Annotated in this window: 24 protein-coding genes; all 24 read right to left on the bottom strand. The window is 61.1% G+C overall.

All coding sequences use genetic code 11. From position 1 onward, the window contains the following. Window positions 1-102: 102 nt before the first annotated feature. Complete coding sequence (locus J5Y06_RS19845; protein ID WP_209336940.1) at window positions 103-687, bottom strand: adenylate kinase; 585 nt, start codon at window positions 685-687, stop codon at window positions 103-105. Continuing rightward, a complete protein-coding gene (gene secY, locus J5Y06_RS19840; protein ID WP_209336939.1) occupies window positions 684-2,024 on the bottom strand; it encodes a preprotein translocase subunit SecY in 1,341 nt (446 codons plus the stop codon). The genes J5Y06_RS19845 and secY overlap by 4 nt, the downstream gene beginning before the upstream one ends. A gap of 156 nt (window positions 2,025-2,180) precedes the next feature. Beyond that, a complete protein-coding gene (gene rplO, locus J5Y06_RS19835; RefSeq protein ID WP_209336938.1) occupies window positions 2,181-2,651 on the bottom strand; it encodes a 50S ribosomal protein L15 in 471 nt (156 codons plus the stop codon). Between the two features lie 14 nt (window positions 2,652-2,665). After that, window positions 2,666-2,866 carry a 50S ribosomal protein L30 gene (rpmD, locus tag J5Y06_RS19830; RefSeq protein ID WP_209336937.1) on the bottom strand — a complete coding sequence of 67 codons (201 nt, stop codon included), beginning with the start codon at window positions 2,864-2,866 and terminating at the stop codon, window positions 2,666-2,668. 11 nt (window positions 2,867-2,877) lie between these two features. Further along, window positions 2,878-3,444 carry a 30S ribosomal protein S5 gene (gene rpsE / locus J5Y06_RS19825; RefSeq protein WP_209336936.1) on the bottom strand — a complete coding sequence of 189 codons (567 nt, stop codon included), beginning with the start codon at window positions 3,442-3,444 and terminating at the stop codon, window positions 2,878-2,880. A gap of 89 nt (window positions 3,445-3,533) precedes the next feature. Next, window positions 3,534-3,893 (bottom strand): 50S ribosomal protein L18, encoded by a 360-nt coding sequence (rplR, locus tag J5Y06_RS19820; RefSeq protein WP_209336935.1) that lies wholly within the window; start codon window positions 3,891-3,893, stop codon window positions 3,534-3,536. A 12-nt stretch (window positions 3,894-3,905) separates the two neighbouring features. Next, window positions 3,906-4,439: a 50S ribosomal protein L6 gene (gene rplF, locus J5Y06_RS19815; RefSeq protein ID WP_209336934.1), complete on the bottom strand. Its 534-nt coding sequence runs from the start codon at window positions 4,437-4,439 to the stop codon at window positions 3,906-3,908. Between the two features lie 31 nt (window positions 4,440-4,470). Continuing rightward, window positions 4,471-4,869 carry a 30S ribosomal protein S8 gene (gene rpsH / locus J5Y06_RS19810; RefSeq protein WP_209336933.1) on the bottom strand — a complete coding sequence of 133 codons (399 nt, stop codon included), beginning with the start codon at window positions 4,867-4,869 and terminating at the stop codon, window positions 4,471-4,473. Between the two features lie 12 nt (window positions 4,870-4,881). Next, window positions 4,882-5,187 (bottom strand): 30S ribosomal protein S14, encoded by a 306-nt coding sequence (rpsN, locus tag J5Y06_RS19805; protein WP_209336932.1) that lies wholly within the window; start codon window positions 5,185-5,187, stop codon window positions 4,882-4,884. A 25-nt stretch (window positions 5,188-5,212) separates the two neighbouring features. Continuing rightward, window positions 5,213-5,770, bottom strand: a complete 558-nt coding sequence (gene rplE / locus J5Y06_RS19800) for a 50S ribosomal protein L5 (RefSeq protein ID WP_209336931.1) — start codon at window positions 5,768-5,770, stop codon at window positions 5,213-5,215. Then, complete coding sequence (gene rplX / locus J5Y06_RS19795; RefSeq protein WP_209336930.1) at window positions 5,763-6,074, bottom strand: 50S ribosomal protein L24; 312 nt, start codon at window positions 6,072-6,074, stop codon at window positions 5,763-5,765. Before rplX ends, rplE begins: the two co-directional genes overlap by 8 nt. A gap of 13 nt (window positions 6,075-6,087) precedes the next feature. After that, on the bottom strand, window positions 6,088-6,456 hold the full coding sequence (gene rplN / locus J5Y06_RS19790) for a 50S ribosomal protein L14 (RefSeq protein ID WP_209336929.1): 369 nt from the start codon (window positions 6,454-6,456) through the stop codon (window positions 6,088-6,090). Window positions 6,457-6,519: 63 nt separating this feature from the next. Further along, window positions 6,520-6,762, bottom strand: a complete 243-nt coding sequence (gene rpsQ / locus J5Y06_RS19785) for a 30S ribosomal protein S17 (protein WP_209336928.1) — start codon at window positions 6,760-6,762, stop codon at window positions 6,520-6,522. Window positions 6,763-6,773: 11 nt separating this feature from the next. After that, window positions 6,774-6,974 carry a 50S ribosomal protein L29 gene (gene rpmC / locus J5Y06_RS19780; RefSeq protein WP_209336927.1) on the bottom strand — a complete coding sequence of 67 codons (201 nt, stop codon included), beginning with the start codon at window positions 6,972-6,974 and terminating at the stop codon, window positions 6,774-6,776. 15 nt (window positions 6,975-6,989) lie between these two features. Beyond that, window positions 6,990-7,403 (bottom strand): 50S ribosomal protein L16, encoded by a 414-nt coding sequence (gene rplP / locus J5Y06_RS19775; RefSeq protein ID WP_209336926.1) that lies wholly within the window; start codon window positions 7,401-7,403, stop codon window positions 6,990-6,992. A gap of 31 nt (window positions 7,404-7,434) precedes the next feature. Beyond that, window positions 7,435-8,139, bottom strand: coding sequence for a 30S ribosomal protein S3 (gene rpsC / locus J5Y06_RS19770; RefSeq protein ID WP_209336925.1), 705 nt, complete (start codon window positions 8,137-8,139; stop codon window positions 7,435-7,437). After that, window positions 8,139-8,528 (bottom strand): 50S ribosomal protein L22, encoded by a 390-nt coding sequence (gene rplV / locus J5Y06_RS19765; protein ID WP_209336924.1) that lies wholly within the window; start codon window positions 8,526-8,528, stop codon window positions 8,139-8,141. The genes rpsC and rplV overlap by 1 nt, the downstream gene beginning before the upstream one ends. 1 nt (window position 8,529) lies before the next feature. Beyond that, entirely contained in the window at window positions 8,530-8,808 is a 279-nt protein-coding gene (rpsS, locus tag J5Y06_RS19760; protein ID WP_209336923.1) for a 30S ribosomal protein S19, read from the bottom strand. Window positions 8,809-8,826: 18 nt separating this feature from the next. Beyond that, window positions 8,827-9,660: a 50S ribosomal protein L2 gene (gene rplB, locus J5Y06_RS19755; protein WP_209336922.1), complete on the bottom strand. Its 834-nt coding sequence runs from the start codon at window positions 9,658-9,660 to the stop codon at window positions 8,827-8,829. A gap of 22 nt (window positions 9,661-9,682) precedes the next feature. Then, window positions 9,683-9,976, bottom strand: coding sequence for a 50S ribosomal protein L23 (locus tag J5Y06_RS19750; protein WP_209336921.1), 294 nt, complete (start codon window positions 9,974-9,976; stop codon window positions 9,683-9,685). Then, window positions 9,973-10,593 carry a 50S ribosomal protein L4 gene (gene rplD / locus J5Y06_RS19745; protein WP_209336920.1) on the bottom strand — a complete coding sequence of 207 codons (621 nt, stop codon included), beginning with the start codon at window positions 10,591-10,593 and terminating at the stop codon, window positions 9,973-9,975. The genes J5Y06_RS19750 and rplD overlap by 4 nt, the downstream gene beginning before the upstream one ends. Then, window positions 10,593-11,315, bottom strand: coding sequence for a 50S ribosomal protein L3 (gene rplC / locus J5Y06_RS19740; protein WP_209336919.1), 723 nt, complete (start codon window positions 11,313-11,315; stop codon window positions 10,593-10,595). Before rplC ends, rplD begins: the two co-directional genes overlap by 1 nt. Before the next feature lie 105 nt (window positions 11,316-11,420). Next, a complete protein-coding gene (gene rpsJ, locus J5Y06_RS19735; RefSeq protein WP_007066362.1) occupies window positions 11,421-11,729 on the bottom strand; it encodes a 30S ribosomal protein S10 in 309 nt (102 codons plus the stop codon). Between the two features lie 66 nt (window positions 11,730-11,795). Continuing rightward, window positions 11,796-12,342, bottom strand: a 547-nt coding sequence (locus J5Y06_RS19730) for an EF-Tu C-terminal domain-related protein (RefSeq protein ID WP_245248161.1), incomplete at its 5' end; no start/stop codon positions are given.

The following is a 12,342-nucleotide window of genomic DNA, read 5'->3' as shown; positions in this document are numbered from 1 at the left end:
CAACCGGAGAGGCCATTCAGCCACGTGTCTGATAGCAGGCCGCCCGTATAGTGCGAACACGGCGACTCGTCAACAGCCGGTACTTCGTTTTCGGCCGGCGCCTCAGCGCCCGCCCACGATCTCTTCGATCGCTGCAGTCACCACATCCATGTCGGCCATGCCATCAACGGTTCGCAACTGCCCGGTCTTCTCGTAATAGGAAGACAGAGGCGCGGTTTTCGCGCGGTACTCTTCAAGACGCTTGGCGAAGGCTTCCGCATTGTCATCCGCCCGGACCACCCCGCCCGCGGCAACCGTATCGGCTACGCGCTTCTCGATGCGCTGCATCAAAGCAGCCTCATCCACCTTCAACTCAACGACCGCGTCGAGCTTCATGTCTTTGGCAGCGAGGATGTCGTTCAGGGCTTCCGCCTGCGGAACCGTACGGGGAAAGCCATCGAGAATGAAGCCTTTCGCACAATCCGGCTGCTCCACCCGCTCCGACACGATTTGGTTGACGATGTCGTCGGACACGAGTTGACCGGAGTCCATAACCGCCTTCGCTCTTAGCCCGACGTCCGACCCAGCCTTGACAGCGGCACGCAGCATGTCTCCCGTTGAAAGCTGCGGGATTCCGTGCCGCTCCACTAGGCGCTGCGCCTGCGTGCCTTTACCCGCCCCCGGGGGTCCAAGCAGAATAAGCCTCATCGTCCCCTCTTCCCTCCACGTAGCTTCGACTTCTTGATCAGTCCCTCGTACTGATGTGCGACCAGATGGCCCTGGATCTGCGCGACGGTATCAAGCGTGACGCTGACAACGATCAGAAGCGAGGTGCCGCCAAGATAGAACGGGACACCGGTGGCCGAAATCAGGAACTCCGGCAGCAAGCAAACCAGAGTGATGTAGATCGCGCCGACCACCGTAATGCGTGTCAGGACGTAATCGATATAGTCTGCCGTGCGCTCGCCAGGGCGATAGCCCGGGATGAAGCCCGAATGCTTCTTGAGCTGGTCAGCCGTGTCCTTCGGATTGAAGACGATGGCCGTGTAGAAGAAGCAGAAAAACATGATCAGCGCCGCATAAAGCAGCATGTAAAGCGGCTGACCGTGCCCCAGGGCCGCGAGCACGCTGCCAGCCCAGCCCGGCAATTCCGTGCTGTTCGTGAAGCCGGCGGCCGTTGCCGGCAACAGCAGCAGCGACGAGGCGAAGATCGGCGGAATCACGCCCGCCGTGTTGAGCTTCAGCGGCAGATGCGACGTGTCGCCCTGGAACATCCGGTTGCCGACCTGGCGCTTTGGATACTGGATCAGCAGCCGACGTTGTGCGCGCTCAAAGAACACGATGATGGCGATCACCGCCACCGCAAGGATGAGGATGGCGAGAATCAGTCCAGTGGACAGCGCGCCGGTGCGGCCAAGTTCAAGCGTCCCGCTGATGGCAACCGGCAGTCCGGCAACGATGCCAGCGAAGATGATCAGCGAGATACCATTGCCGATGCCGCGGGCGGTGATCTGTTCTCCCAGCCACATCAGGAACATGGTGCCCCCCACGAGCGTGATCACGGTGGAAAGCCGGAAGAACCAGCCGGGATCGACCACAAGGTTGGCTGCGCTTTCAAGCCCGACCGCGATGCCGTAGGCCTGCACGGTCGCCAGAAGCACGGTGCCGTAGCGGGTGTACTGGTTGATAACCTTGCGGCCCGCCTCGCCTTCCTTCTTCAGCGCTTCAAGGCTCGGAATCACCGAGGTCATGAGCTGCACGATGATGGAAGCGGAGATGTAGGGCATGATGCCGAGCGCGAAGATCGCCATGCGCTCAACCGCACCGCCCGCAAACATGTTGAACATGCCAAGCACGCCGCCAGACTGCTGCTGGAAGGCCTGCGCGAAAGCGTCGGGATTGATGCCAGGCATCGGTATATAGGTGCCGAGCCGGTAAACAAGCAGCGCGCCGATGGTGAACCAGATGCGACGCTTGAGATCCTCGGCCTTGGCAAAGGCAGAGAAGTTCAGGTTCGATGCGAGCTGCTCTGCAGCAGATGCCATGGGGAAGTCTCCGCTCGCGCCGTGTGAAGGCGCTTCCTTACGCAACAAGGCGCCCGACAAAGCGGGCGCCGCGTTTCGCCGAAATCCCGAGATAGGCTCCGGCAGGAAAAGATGCAAGCACGGTCCGGCGGGTCATCCCCACCAGACCATCACCACCTACTCAGCGGCAGCTTCTGGCAGTTTCAGCGAGCCGCCGGCCTTCTCGATCTTTTCGCGCGCGGTCTTGCTAGCGCCCGCTACGTCGAAGGACAGCTTGGAGGTCAGTTCGCCATCGCTGAGAAGGCGAACGCCGTCCTTGGCACGGCGCAGAACGCCGGCCTTCACCAGAGCTTCGCCCGTGACGGTTTCGTCAGCAGAAAGTTTGCCAGCGTCAACAGCCGCCTGGATCCGCTTCAGCGAAACCGCCGCAAAATCCTTGCGGAAAAGGTTGTTGAAGCCGCGCTTCGGAAGGCGACGATAAAGCGGCATCTGGCCGCCCTCGAAGCCGTTGATGGCAACCCCGGAGCGTGCCTTCTGACCCTTGACGCCGCGGCCGCCGGTCTTGCCAGACCCAGAGCCGATGCCGCGACCCAAACGCTTGCGCGAATAGGTGGAGCCTTCGTTGTCGCGGATTTCATTGAGTTTCATGTTGGCCTCCTCGCTCAGGCCTCGTCCACGATGCGGACGAGGTGCTGCACGCTGGCGATCATGCCGCGCACGGAAGGGGTGTCTTCCAGAGTGCTGCGGCGGTGCATCTTGTTCAATCCCAGTCCGATCAGCGTTGCGCGCTGTTCCTTGGGACGGCGGATCGGGCTTCCGATCTGCTCAACGACGAGCGTCTTGGCGCCTTCGCTTTTTGCCATGATCCCGCTCCTTATTCTTCAGCCGTGACGGCAGTGCCGCGACGAGCCTGGAGGGTCGAGAACTTGATCCCGCGAGCAGCGGCGACATCCTTAGGATGCACCTGGCTCTTCAGGGCGTCAAACGTCGCACGAACCATGTTGTACGGGTTCGAAGACCCCATCGACTTAGCGACCACGTCGTGCATGCCGAGCGTTTCAAACACAGCGCGCATCGGACCACCGGCGATGATACCGGTACCGGCCTTTGCGGCGCGAAGCAGAACACGTCCGGCGCCGTGGCGGCCTTCCACGTCGTGGTGGAGCGTCCGGCCCGAGCGCAGCGGCACGAAGATCAAATCGCGCTTGGCAGCTTCAGTCGCCTTGCGGATCGCTTCAGGCACTTCACGTGCCTTGCCGTGGCCGAAGCCTACGCGGCCCTTTTGATCGCCGACGACGACGAGTGCGGCGAAGCCGAAGCGACGACCACCCTTTACGACCTTGGCAACACGGTTGATGTGAACGAGCTTGTCGACGAAACCGTCATCACGCTCTTCGCGGTCGCGGCGCTCGCGGCCGCCTTCCCGACGTTCTTGTGCCATATCCTGTTCCTTGTTCTTTTCCGGAAGCACAGCTGAAATAAAATCCAGCCGGCGCGTGAAAGCACCGGCTGGGGCGACTAATCCAGGTCTTAGAAGCTGAGACCGCCTTCGCGGGCAGCTTCCGCCAGGGCCTTGACGCGGCCATGGAAGATGTAGGCGCCACGGTCGAACACGACCTGCGTGACACCCGCTTTCGTCGCGCGCTCGGCAACGAGCTTGCCGACAGCAGCAGCAGCCGCCGCGTCAGCACCGGTCTTCAGCGAGCCCTTGAGATCGCTCTCGAGGGTGGACGCCGCAGCCAGCGTGTGACCGCTGGCATCATCGATGACCTGCGCATAGATGTTCTTCGACGAGCGATGAACGGACAAGCGCGGACGATCACCGGAAACCGCCTTGATCTGACGGCGGATGCGGGAGGCGCGCTTCTTGAGAGCAACTTTGTTGGCCATAACCGGCGATCCTTACTTCTTCTTGCCTTCCTTGCGGACAATCCGCTCGCCAGCATAGCGCACGCCCTTGCCCTTGTAGGGCTCGGGACCGCGATACTCGCGAATCTCGGCAGCGACCTGGCCCACCGCCTGCTTGTCGATGCCGGTGACGACGATTTCCGTCGGCTTCGGCGTCGCGATGGTGATGCCCTGCGGCGTCTCGTAAACGACGTCATGGCTGAAGCCAAGGGCCAGTTGCAGGTTCTTGCCCTGCATGGCGGCACGATAGCCGACGCCCGTGATTTCGAGACGGCGCTCGAAACCCTTGTCGACACCCGTCAGGATGTTGACGATCTGGGTGCGCGACATGCCCCACTTGGAGCGCGCGTCCTTGGACTGGTCGCGCGGCTCCACCGAGATGTCGCTGCCTTCCATCTTCACGAGCACTTCGTCATTGACGACGAAGTTGAGCTCGCCCTTCGGGCCCTTTGCCGTGACGGTCTGGCCGTTCACGTTTGCGGTCACGCCCTGCGGGACCGGAACCGGTTTCTTGCCAATACGAGACATTGGTCTTGTCCTCGTTCTTCTTGTCCGCCGATCAGAAGATCTGGCAGAGGATTTCGCCGCCGACGTTCTGCTCGCGCGCCTCGTGATCGGCCATTACGCCCTTGGGCGTCGACAGGATCGAGATGCCGAGGCCGTTGGCCACGTGCGGAATGGTTTTCATCGAAACATAGACGCGACGGCCCGGCTTCGAAATGCGGGTGATCTCGCGGATCACCGGAGCACCTTCGTGATACTTCAGCTGGATCTCGATCTCGGACTTGCCGTTCTCGAAATCAGACACCGAATAATCGCGAATGTAACCTTCGGACTTCAGCACATCCAGAACGCGCTGGCGCAAACGCGACGACGGGGTTGAAACCGTCTGCTTGCGGCGGCCGAGGGCGTTGCGGATACGGGTCAGCATATCGCCGAGAGGATCTGTCATCGACATAACGTGTTCCCCTTACCAGCTCGACTTGACCAGGCCGGGGATCGCACCCACGGAGCCCAGATCACGCAAGGCAATACGCGACATACCGAGCTTGCGGTAATAGGCGCGCGGACGACCCGTAACCTCGCAGCGGTTCCGAATACGGACCTTGGCCGAGTTGCGCGGCAGCGCTGCGAGCTTCAGCTGCGCGCGGAAGCGCTCTTCGATCGGCTTGTCCTGGTCCATGATCAGGTCCTTCAGCGCCTTGCGCTGGGCAGCGTAACGCTTGACCGTCTTGCGGACCTTCTTGTTCTTCTCGACTGAGCTGGTCTTTGCCATTCAGATAATCCTTTGCTCGTAGCCGTTACTGGCGGAACGGGAAGTTCAAGGCCTTGAGGAGTGCCCTCGCCTCGTCATCCGTTGCCGCAGTCGTACAAACGATGATGTCCATTCCCCAGATCTGGTCGACCTTGTCGTAGTTGATCTCGGGGAACACGATGTGTTCCTTGATGCCCATGGCGAAGTTGCCGCGGCCATCGAAGCTTTTCGGGTTCAGGCCGCGGAAGTCGCGAACGCGCGGCAAGGCGATTGTGACCAGGCGGTCGACGAACTCGTACATGCGCTCCTTGCGAAGCGTCACCTTGGCGCCGATCGGCATGTTCTCGCGAACCTTGAAGCCGGCGATGGAGGTACGGGCCCGCGTCACAACAGCCTTCTGGCCGGCGATCAGGGCGAGGTCCTCGGCTGCCACGGAAGGCTTCTTGGAGTCGGCGGTTGCTTCGCCCACGCCCATGTTGATCACGACCTTGTCGAGGCGCGGGATCTGCATCTCGTTGGCGTAGGAGAACTGCTCCTGCAGCGCTGCCTTGATCGTATCCTGGTAAAGCGTCTTCAGGCGCGGCGTGTATTGCTGCTCAGCCATTGATCACGTCTCCCGAGCGCTTGGAAATGCGCACCTTCTTGCCGTCGCGGACATCGAAGCCGACACGCGTCGGCTTGCCATCCTTCGGATCGGCGAGCGCAATGTTGGACAGGTGGATGGGGGCTTCCTTGGAAATGATGCCGCCTTCCTGTGCTTGCGTCTGCTTCTGGTGCTTGCGCACGATGTTGACGCCACGGACGAGTGCTTTGTCGTCCTTGGGCATGACCTGCAGCACTTCGCCGCTGCGGCCCTTGTCCTTGCCCGAGAGGACGACGACCTTGTCGCCTTTGCGGATCTTGTTCATTGGTCCGTTCTCCTCAGAGCACTTCTGGCGCGAGCGAGATGATCTTCATGTGGTTCTTGGCGCGCAACTCGCGCGGAACCGGCCCGAAGATACGCGTACCGATCGGCTCTTTCTTGTTGTCAATCAGCACGGCCGCATTCTTGTCGAAGCGGATCACGCTGCCATCGGGACGGCGAATGTCCTTCGCGGTGCGAACCACGACGGCCTTCATCACGTCACCCTTCTTTACGCGGCCCCGCGGGATCGCTTCCTTGATGGACACGACGATAACGTCGCCCACGGAAGCGTACTTGCGCTTGGAACCGCCCAGCACCTTGATGCACATGACGCGACGCGCACCGGAATTATCCGCCACGTCGAGGTTCGACTGCATCTGAATCATGACTGGCCGCCTTCTTCTTTTTCAAAGGGAAGGCTTGCACCCTCCCCGGCTTGTCAACTGTTCTTACTTGGCTTCTTCGGCCGAAATCACGACCCAGCGCTTATCACGCGAAATCGGTGCCGACTCCTGGATGAAAACGACATCGCCCACCTTGTGGTCGTTGCCCTCATCATGAGCCTTGTACTTCTTAGACATACGGATGGTCTTCTTCATGACCGGGTGGGTGAAGCGACGCTCCACCTTGACCACAACCGTCTTCTCGTTCTTGTCACTGACCACAGTGCCCTGCATCACGCGCTTTGGCATCGTTGTCTTCCTTATGCCTTCTGACCGGCCGACTGCTCGGCGGCGATCGTTTTGATCCGCGCAATGTCGCGGCGGATCTGCTTGACGCGGGCTGTCTTTTCCATCTGGCCGGTCGCCTTCTGGAAGCGCAGGTTGAACTGCTCCTTCTTGAGCTCAGCCAGCTTGTCGTTCATCTGATCCTGGCTCATCGCCCGGACGTCGGCGGTCTTCATGATCCTCGCCCTTCCTTATTCTGCGATGCGCTGGATGAAGCGCGTTTTAACCGAAAGCTTGGCAGCACCAAGGCGAAGAGCCTCGCGCGCCGTTTCTTCCGGAACGCCATCGATCTCGAACATCACGCGACCAGGCTTGACCCGGCATGCCCAGTAATCGATTGCGCCCTTGCCCTTACCCATGCGGACTTCGGTCGGCTTCGAGGTCACCGGCAGATCCGGGAATACCCGGATCCAGACGCGACCCTGGCGCTTCATTTCGCGAGTAATCGCGCGGCGGGCCGCCTCGATCTCGCGTGCAGTGACACGGTTCGGCTCAAGCGCCTTCAAACCAAAGCCACCGAAGTTCAGGTCGGTGCCGCCCTTGGCCAGGCCGTGGATACGGCCCTTGAACTGCTTGCGGAACTTTGTGCGCTTTGGCTGCAGCATTGTTCTCTACTCCAAATTTCCTTGCGACCGCTTACGCGTTCTCGCGGCGGCGATTAGACGAAGACTGCTCGCCTTCGGTCGCGCGACGCTCCGACGCCATCGGATCGTGTTCCAGGATCTCGCCCTTGAAGACCCAAACCTTGACGCCACAGATGCCATAGGCGGTGTGGGCTTCAGCCGTCCCGTAATCAACGTCGGCGCGCAGCGTGTGCAGTGGCACGCGACCTTCGCGGTACCATTCCATACGTGCGATTTCCGCGCCGCCGAGACGGCCCGAGCAGTTGATGCGGATGCCTTCGGCACCGAGACGCATTGCCGACTGCACGGCGCGCTTCATGGCGCGGCGAAACGCAATGCGGCGCTCGAGCTGCTGGGCGATCGACTGGGCAACCAGCGTTGCGTCAATCTCCGGCTTGCGCACTTCAACGATGTTGAGGTGCGTTTCGGACTTGGTCATCTCCGTGAGCTTCTTGCGAAGCTTTTCAATGTCCGCACCCTTCTTGCCGATAATGAGGCCCGGACGCGCGGCATGAATTGTGACGCGGCACTTCTTGTGCGGACGCTCGATCACAACCTTGGAGATCGCAGCCTGCTTGAGCTCGCTCATCAAGTACTTGCGGATCTTCAGATCCTCATGGAGCAACTGACCGTACTCGCCGGTGTTCGCGTACCAGCGCGAGTCCCACGTGCGGTTGATGCCGAGGCGCAGACCGATCGGGTTGACTTTCTGGCCCATCAGGCAGCCTCCACTTTCTCTTCCTTCTCGCGCACAACGATCGTCAGGTGCGCGAATGGCTTCTCGATGCGGCTGGCGCGGCCACGACCACGGGTGTGGAAGCGCTTCATCACGATCGACTTGCCGACATAAGCCTCAGCAACCACCAGGGCGTCGACATCGAGGTTGTGATTGTTCTCGGCATTAGCGATCGCCGATTCCAACGTCTTCTTGACGGTGCCGGAGATGCGCTTCTGCGAGAACTCCAGATCCGACAGCGCGGTCTGGACCTTCTTGCCGCGGATCAGCGCGGCAACGAGGTTCAGCTTCTGCGGGCTGATACGGATGGTGCGCAGAACGGCGCGCGCCTCGTTGTCAGCAAGCCGGCGCGGAGCTTTGGCCTTGCCCATGTTACTTCCTCTTCGCCTTCTTGTCCGCGCCATGACCGTAATAGGTCCGGGTGGGAGCGAACTCACCGAACTTGTGGCCGACCATGTCCTCGGACACGGCGACCGGAATGTGCTTCTGGCCGTTGTAAACACCGAAGGTGAGGCCAACGAACTGCGGCAGGATGGTGGAGCGACGGCTCCACATCTTGATCACTTCGCTGCGGCCGCCTTCGCGAACCTTGTCGGCCTTCTTCAGGAGATAGCCGTCAATGAACGGGCCTTTCCAGACTGAACGGGTCACTGCTGCGTACCTCTATTCTTAGCTCTTGCGCTGGTGGCGCGAGCGCATGATGAATTTATCGGTCGCCTTGTTGGACCGCGTCTTCTTGCCCTTGGTCGGCTTGCCCCACGGGGACACCGGATGGCGACCACCAGAGGTGCGGCCTTCACCACCGCCGTGCGGGTGATCGACCGGGTTCATGACAACGCCGCGGTTGTGCGGGCGCTTGCCGCGCCAAACCGTGCGACCAGCCTTGCCGTCGTTGATGTTGCCGTGATCCGGGTTGGACACCGCGCCGACGGTCGCCATGCAGGTGCCATGAACGATGCGCTGTTCACCGGAGTTGAGGCGCAGGATTGCCATGCCCTGGTCGCGACCGACCAACTGGGCGTAGGCACCAGCAGACCGTGCAATCTGACCACCCTTGCCCGGCTTCATCTCCACGTTGTGGATGATGGTGCCGACCGGCATGGCCTGCAGCGGCATTGCGTTGCCCGGCTTCACGTCAACGGAAGCGCCCGCCACCACCTTGTCACCGGCAGCAATACGCTGCGGAGCAAGAATGTAAGCCAGCTCGCCATCTTCATAGCGGATGAGCGCGATAAAGGCCGTGCGGTTCGGATCGTATTCCAAACGCTCCACCGTCCCAGTCACGTCGAACTTGCGACGCTTGAAGTCGATGATGCGGTAAGAGCGCTTGTGACCGCCGCCGATGAAGCGGGCGGTGATGCGACCGTAGTTGTTGCGACCGCCGCTCTTGGTCAGACCCTCGGTCAACGCCTTGACCGGCTTGCCTTTGTAGAGCGCGGAACGATCGACGATAACCAGCTGGCGCTGGCTCGGCGTCGTCGGATTGTATGACTTGAGTGCCATTGTTCTTGTCCTTCCGGCCTTCTTACAGACCCGTCGAAACGTCGATCGAGTCGCCGTCCGCCAGGGTCACTACGGCCTTCTTTACGTCGCCCTGCTGGCCGACGGTGCCGCGGAAGCGCTTCACCTTGCCCTTGCGGACGAGCGTGTTCACTGCCGTGACCTTGACGTTGAACAGAGCTTCAACAGCGGCCTTGATTTCGGGCTTGGAAGCCTTCTTCGCCACGTTGAAGACGATCTGGTTGTATTCGGAAGCCATCGTGGACTTCTCGGTGATCGCCGGGCTGACGATCACGTCGTAATGGCGCAGGTCCGTCATTTGAAGCGCTCCTCGAGAGCTTCCACGGCCGACTTGGAAAGAACAAGCGTACCGCGGCGCATGATGTCGTAAACGTTGATGCCCTGGATCGGCAGCACGTCGATGTTCGGGATGTTCGAGGCAGCCCGGGCGAAGTTCTGGTCGAGCTCGGCGCCACCGATCACCAGCGCATTGGTCAGCCCAAGCGTGGCGAAGTTGGCGAGCAGCGCCTTGGTCTTGGCATCCTGCACGGCGAGATCATCGATCACGATCAGGCTCGAAGCCTTCGCCTTTGCAGACAAGGCATGCTTCAGGCCAAGCGCACGAACCTTCTTCGGCAGATCGTGCTCATGGGAGCGCGAAACCGGGCCGTGAGCCTTACCACCACCGCGAAACTGCGGCGCACGTGCCGAAGAGTGACGAGCGCGGCCCGTTCCCTTCTGCTTGTACATCTTAGCGCCAGTGCGCGAAATGTCCGCGCGGCCCTTGGTCTGGTGTGTGCCCTGCTGGCGCTTGGCAAGCTGCCAGCGAACAACGCGAGCGAGAATGTCGTCGCGTGGCTCAAGGCCGAAGATGCCTTCGTTCAGCTGGAGCTGCCCGGCATCGCCGCCGGCAAGTGTTTTAACCGTCAGATCCATTATTCGGCCCCTTCAGTAGCCGGAGCTTCGTTGGAAGCCTGAGCGGCGGCAGCGCGAATGGCAGCCGGCTTCGGCGCATTGTCGGGCAAAGCCACCTTGGCTGCATCACGGACCATGATCCAGGCACCCTTGGAGCCCGGCACGGCGCCGCGGATCAGGATGAGGCCACGATCGGTATCGGTCGAGACGATCTCCACATTCTGGGTGGTGACGCGAACGTCGCCCATGTGGCCGGCCATCTTCTTGCCCTTGAACACCTTGCCCGGATCCTGGCGCTGGCCAGTCGAGCCGTGAACGCGGTGCGATACCGAGTTACCGTGGGTTGCGCGGCCACCACCGAAGTTGTGACGCTTGATAACACCCTGGAAGCCCTTGCCGATCGAGGTGCCGGTGACATCGACCTTCTGGCCAGCCACGAAGTGGTCAACCGTGATCTCTGCGCCGACATCCAGCAGATTGTCGGGGGTCACCCGGAACTCGGCGACTTTCGCCTTGGGCTCGACGGACGCGCCGGCAAAATGCCCACGCAGCGCCTTGGAGGTGTTCTTCACCTTCGCAAGGCCAACGCCAAGCTGCACGGCCGTGTAGCCGTTCTTTTCCTGGGTGCGCTGAGCGACCACCTGGCAGTTCTCCATGCGGAGAACCGTCACGGGCACATGCTCGCCGGCATCGTTGTAGATGCGCGTCATCCCCAACTTCTGTGCAATTACACCTGAACGCATCGGTTCGTTTCCTTCAGAGTTCGCTGTCGGCCGCAGCCGTCCACGTCTCTTGTTCTTCCTCAGGCTGCCCACGCTCTCGCGTCACAAGCCTGTCGCGAAAGCATCCTAAAGCTTGATCTCAACATCCACGCCAGCGGCGAGATCGAGCTTCATCAGCGCGTCTACCGTTTGCGGGGTCGGATCCACGATGTCGAGAAGACGCTTGTGGGTGCGCATCTCGAACTGTTCGCGGCTCTTCTTGTCGATGTGCGGCGAGCGGTTCACGGTGAACTTCTCGATGCGGGTCGGGAGCGGGATCGGTCCGCGTACATTCGCACCCGTACGTTTTGCCGTCGAAACGATCTCACGCGTGGAAGCGTCGAGCACGCGATGGTCGAACGCTTTCAGGCGGATGCGGATATTTTGTCCGTTCATTGCGTCACTTCCTTGCGCTGCCATCTCACGACTGCCTTGCAGCCGTGAGAGGAGCCCGTGCCTTGATTACTCGGTGATGGAGATGACGACGCCAGCGCCGACGGTGCGGCCGCCTTCGCGGATCGCGAAGCGCAGCTTTTCTTCCATCGCAACCGGAACGATCAGTTCCACGTCAACCGTCACATTGTCGCCCGGCATCACCATTTCCGTGCCTTCGGCCAACGAAACGATGCCCGTCACGTCGGTGGTGCGGAAATAAAACTGCGGACGGTAGTTCGTGAAGAACGGCGTGTGACGGCCACCTTCATCCTTGGTCAGGATATAAGCTTCCGCCTTGAACTTCTTGTGCGGCTTCACAGAACCCGGCTTGGCCAGAACCTGGCCACGCTCAACGCCGTCACGGTCAACGCCGCGAACCAGCGCACCGATGTTGTCGCCAGCCTGGCCCTGGTCCAGCAGCTTGCGGAACATCTCAACGCCCGTCACCGTGGTCGACGATGTCGCGCGGATGCCCACGATCTCAACCGTTTCACCCACCTTCACGATGCCGCGCTCAACGCGACCGGTCACAACCGTGCCGCGGCCCGAGATCGAGAACACGTCTTCGATCGGC

It is taken from the genome of Tianweitania sediminis (assembly GCF_017813335.1).
Lineage (GTDB): Bacteria > Pseudomonadota > Alphaproteobacteria > Rhizobiales > Rhizobiaceae > Tianweitania > Tianweitania sediminis.
Note: the sequence above shows the minus strand (reverse complement) of the source record. Positions and strands in the feature narration are given on the sequence as shown.

Coding starts and splice junctions, on each gene's coding strand:
- J5Y06_RS19845 (WP_209336940.1), bottom strand. CDS start 687: ATGAGGCTTATTCTGCTTGGACCCCCGGGGGCGGGTAAAGGCACGCAG.
- secY (WP_209336939.1), bottom strand. CDS start 2,024: ATGGCATCTGCTGCAGAGCAGCTCGCATCGAACCTGAACTTCTCTGCC.
- rplO (WP_209336938.1), bottom strand. CDS start 2,651: ATGAAACTCAATGAAATCCGCGACAACGAAGGCTCCACCTATTCGCGC.
- rpmD (WP_209336937.1), bottom strand. CDS start 2,866: ATGGCAAAAAGCGAAGGCGCCAAGACGCTCGTCGTTGAGCAGATCGGA.
- rpsE (WP_209336936.1), bottom strand. CDS start 3,444: ATGGCACAAGAACGTCGGGAAGGCGGCCGCGAGCGCCGCGACCGCGAA.
- rplR (WP_209336935.1), bottom strand. CDS start 3,893: ATGGCCAACAAAGTTGCTCTCAAGAAGCGCGCCTCCCGCATCCGCCGT.
- rplF (WP_209336934.1), bottom strand. CDS start 4,439: ATGTCTCGTATTGGCAAGAAACCGGTTCCGGTCCCGCAGGGCGTGACC.
- rpsH (WP_209336933.1), bottom strand. CDS start 4,869: ATGTCGATGACAGATCCTCTCGGCGATATGCTGACCCGTATCCGCAAC.
- rpsN (WP_209336932.1), bottom strand. CDS start 5,187: ATGGCAAAGACCAGCTCAGTCGAGAAGAACAAGAAGGTCCGCAAGACG.
- rplE (WP_209336931.1), bottom strand. CDS start 5,770: ATGGCTGAGCAGCAATACACGCCGCGCCTGAAGACGCTTTACCAGGAT.
- rplX (WP_209336930.1), bottom strand. CDS start 6,074: ATGAACAAGATCCGCAAAGGCGACAAGGTCGTCGTCCTCTCGGGCAAG.
- rplN (WP_209336929.1), bottom strand. CDS start 6,456: ATGATTCAGATGCAGTCGAACCTCGACGTGGCGGATAATTCCGGTGCG.
- rpsQ (WP_209336928.1), bottom strand. CDS start 6,762: ATGCCAAAGCGCGTGATGCAGGGCACTGTGGTCAGTGACAAGAACGAG.
- rpmC (WP_209336927.1), bottom strand. CDS start 6,974: ATGAAGACCGCCGACGTCCGGGCGATGAGCCAGGATCAGATGAACGAC.
- rplP (WP_209336926.1), bottom strand. CDS start 7,403: ATGCTGCAGCCAAAGCGCACAAAGTTCCGCAAGCAGTTCAAGGGCCGT.
- rpsC (WP_209336925.1), bottom strand. CDS start 8,139: ATGGGCCAGAAAGTCAACCCGATCGGTCTGCGCCTCGGCATCAACCGC.
- rplV (WP_209336924.1), bottom strand. CDS start 8,528: ATGGGCAAGGCCAAAGCTCCGCGCCGGCTTGCTGACAACGAGGCGCGC.
- rplB (WP_209336922.1), bottom strand. CDS start 9,660: ATGGCACTCAAGTCATACAATCCGACGACGCCGAGCCAGCGCCAGCTG.
- J5Y06_RS19750 (WP_209336921.1), bottom strand. CDS start 9,976: ATGACGGACCTGCGCCATTACGACGTGATCGTCAGCCCGGCGATCACC.
- rplD (WP_209336920.1), bottom strand. CDS start 10,593: ATGGATCTGACGGTTAAAACACTTGCCGGCGGCGATGCCGGGCAGCTC.
- rplC (WP_209336919.1), bottom strand. CDS start 11,315: ATGCGTTCAGGTGTAATTGCACAGAAGTTGGGGATGACGCGCATCTAC.
- rpsJ (WP_007066362.1), bottom strand. CDS start 11,729: ATGAACGGACAAAATATCCGCATCCGCCTGAAAGCGTTCGACCATCGC.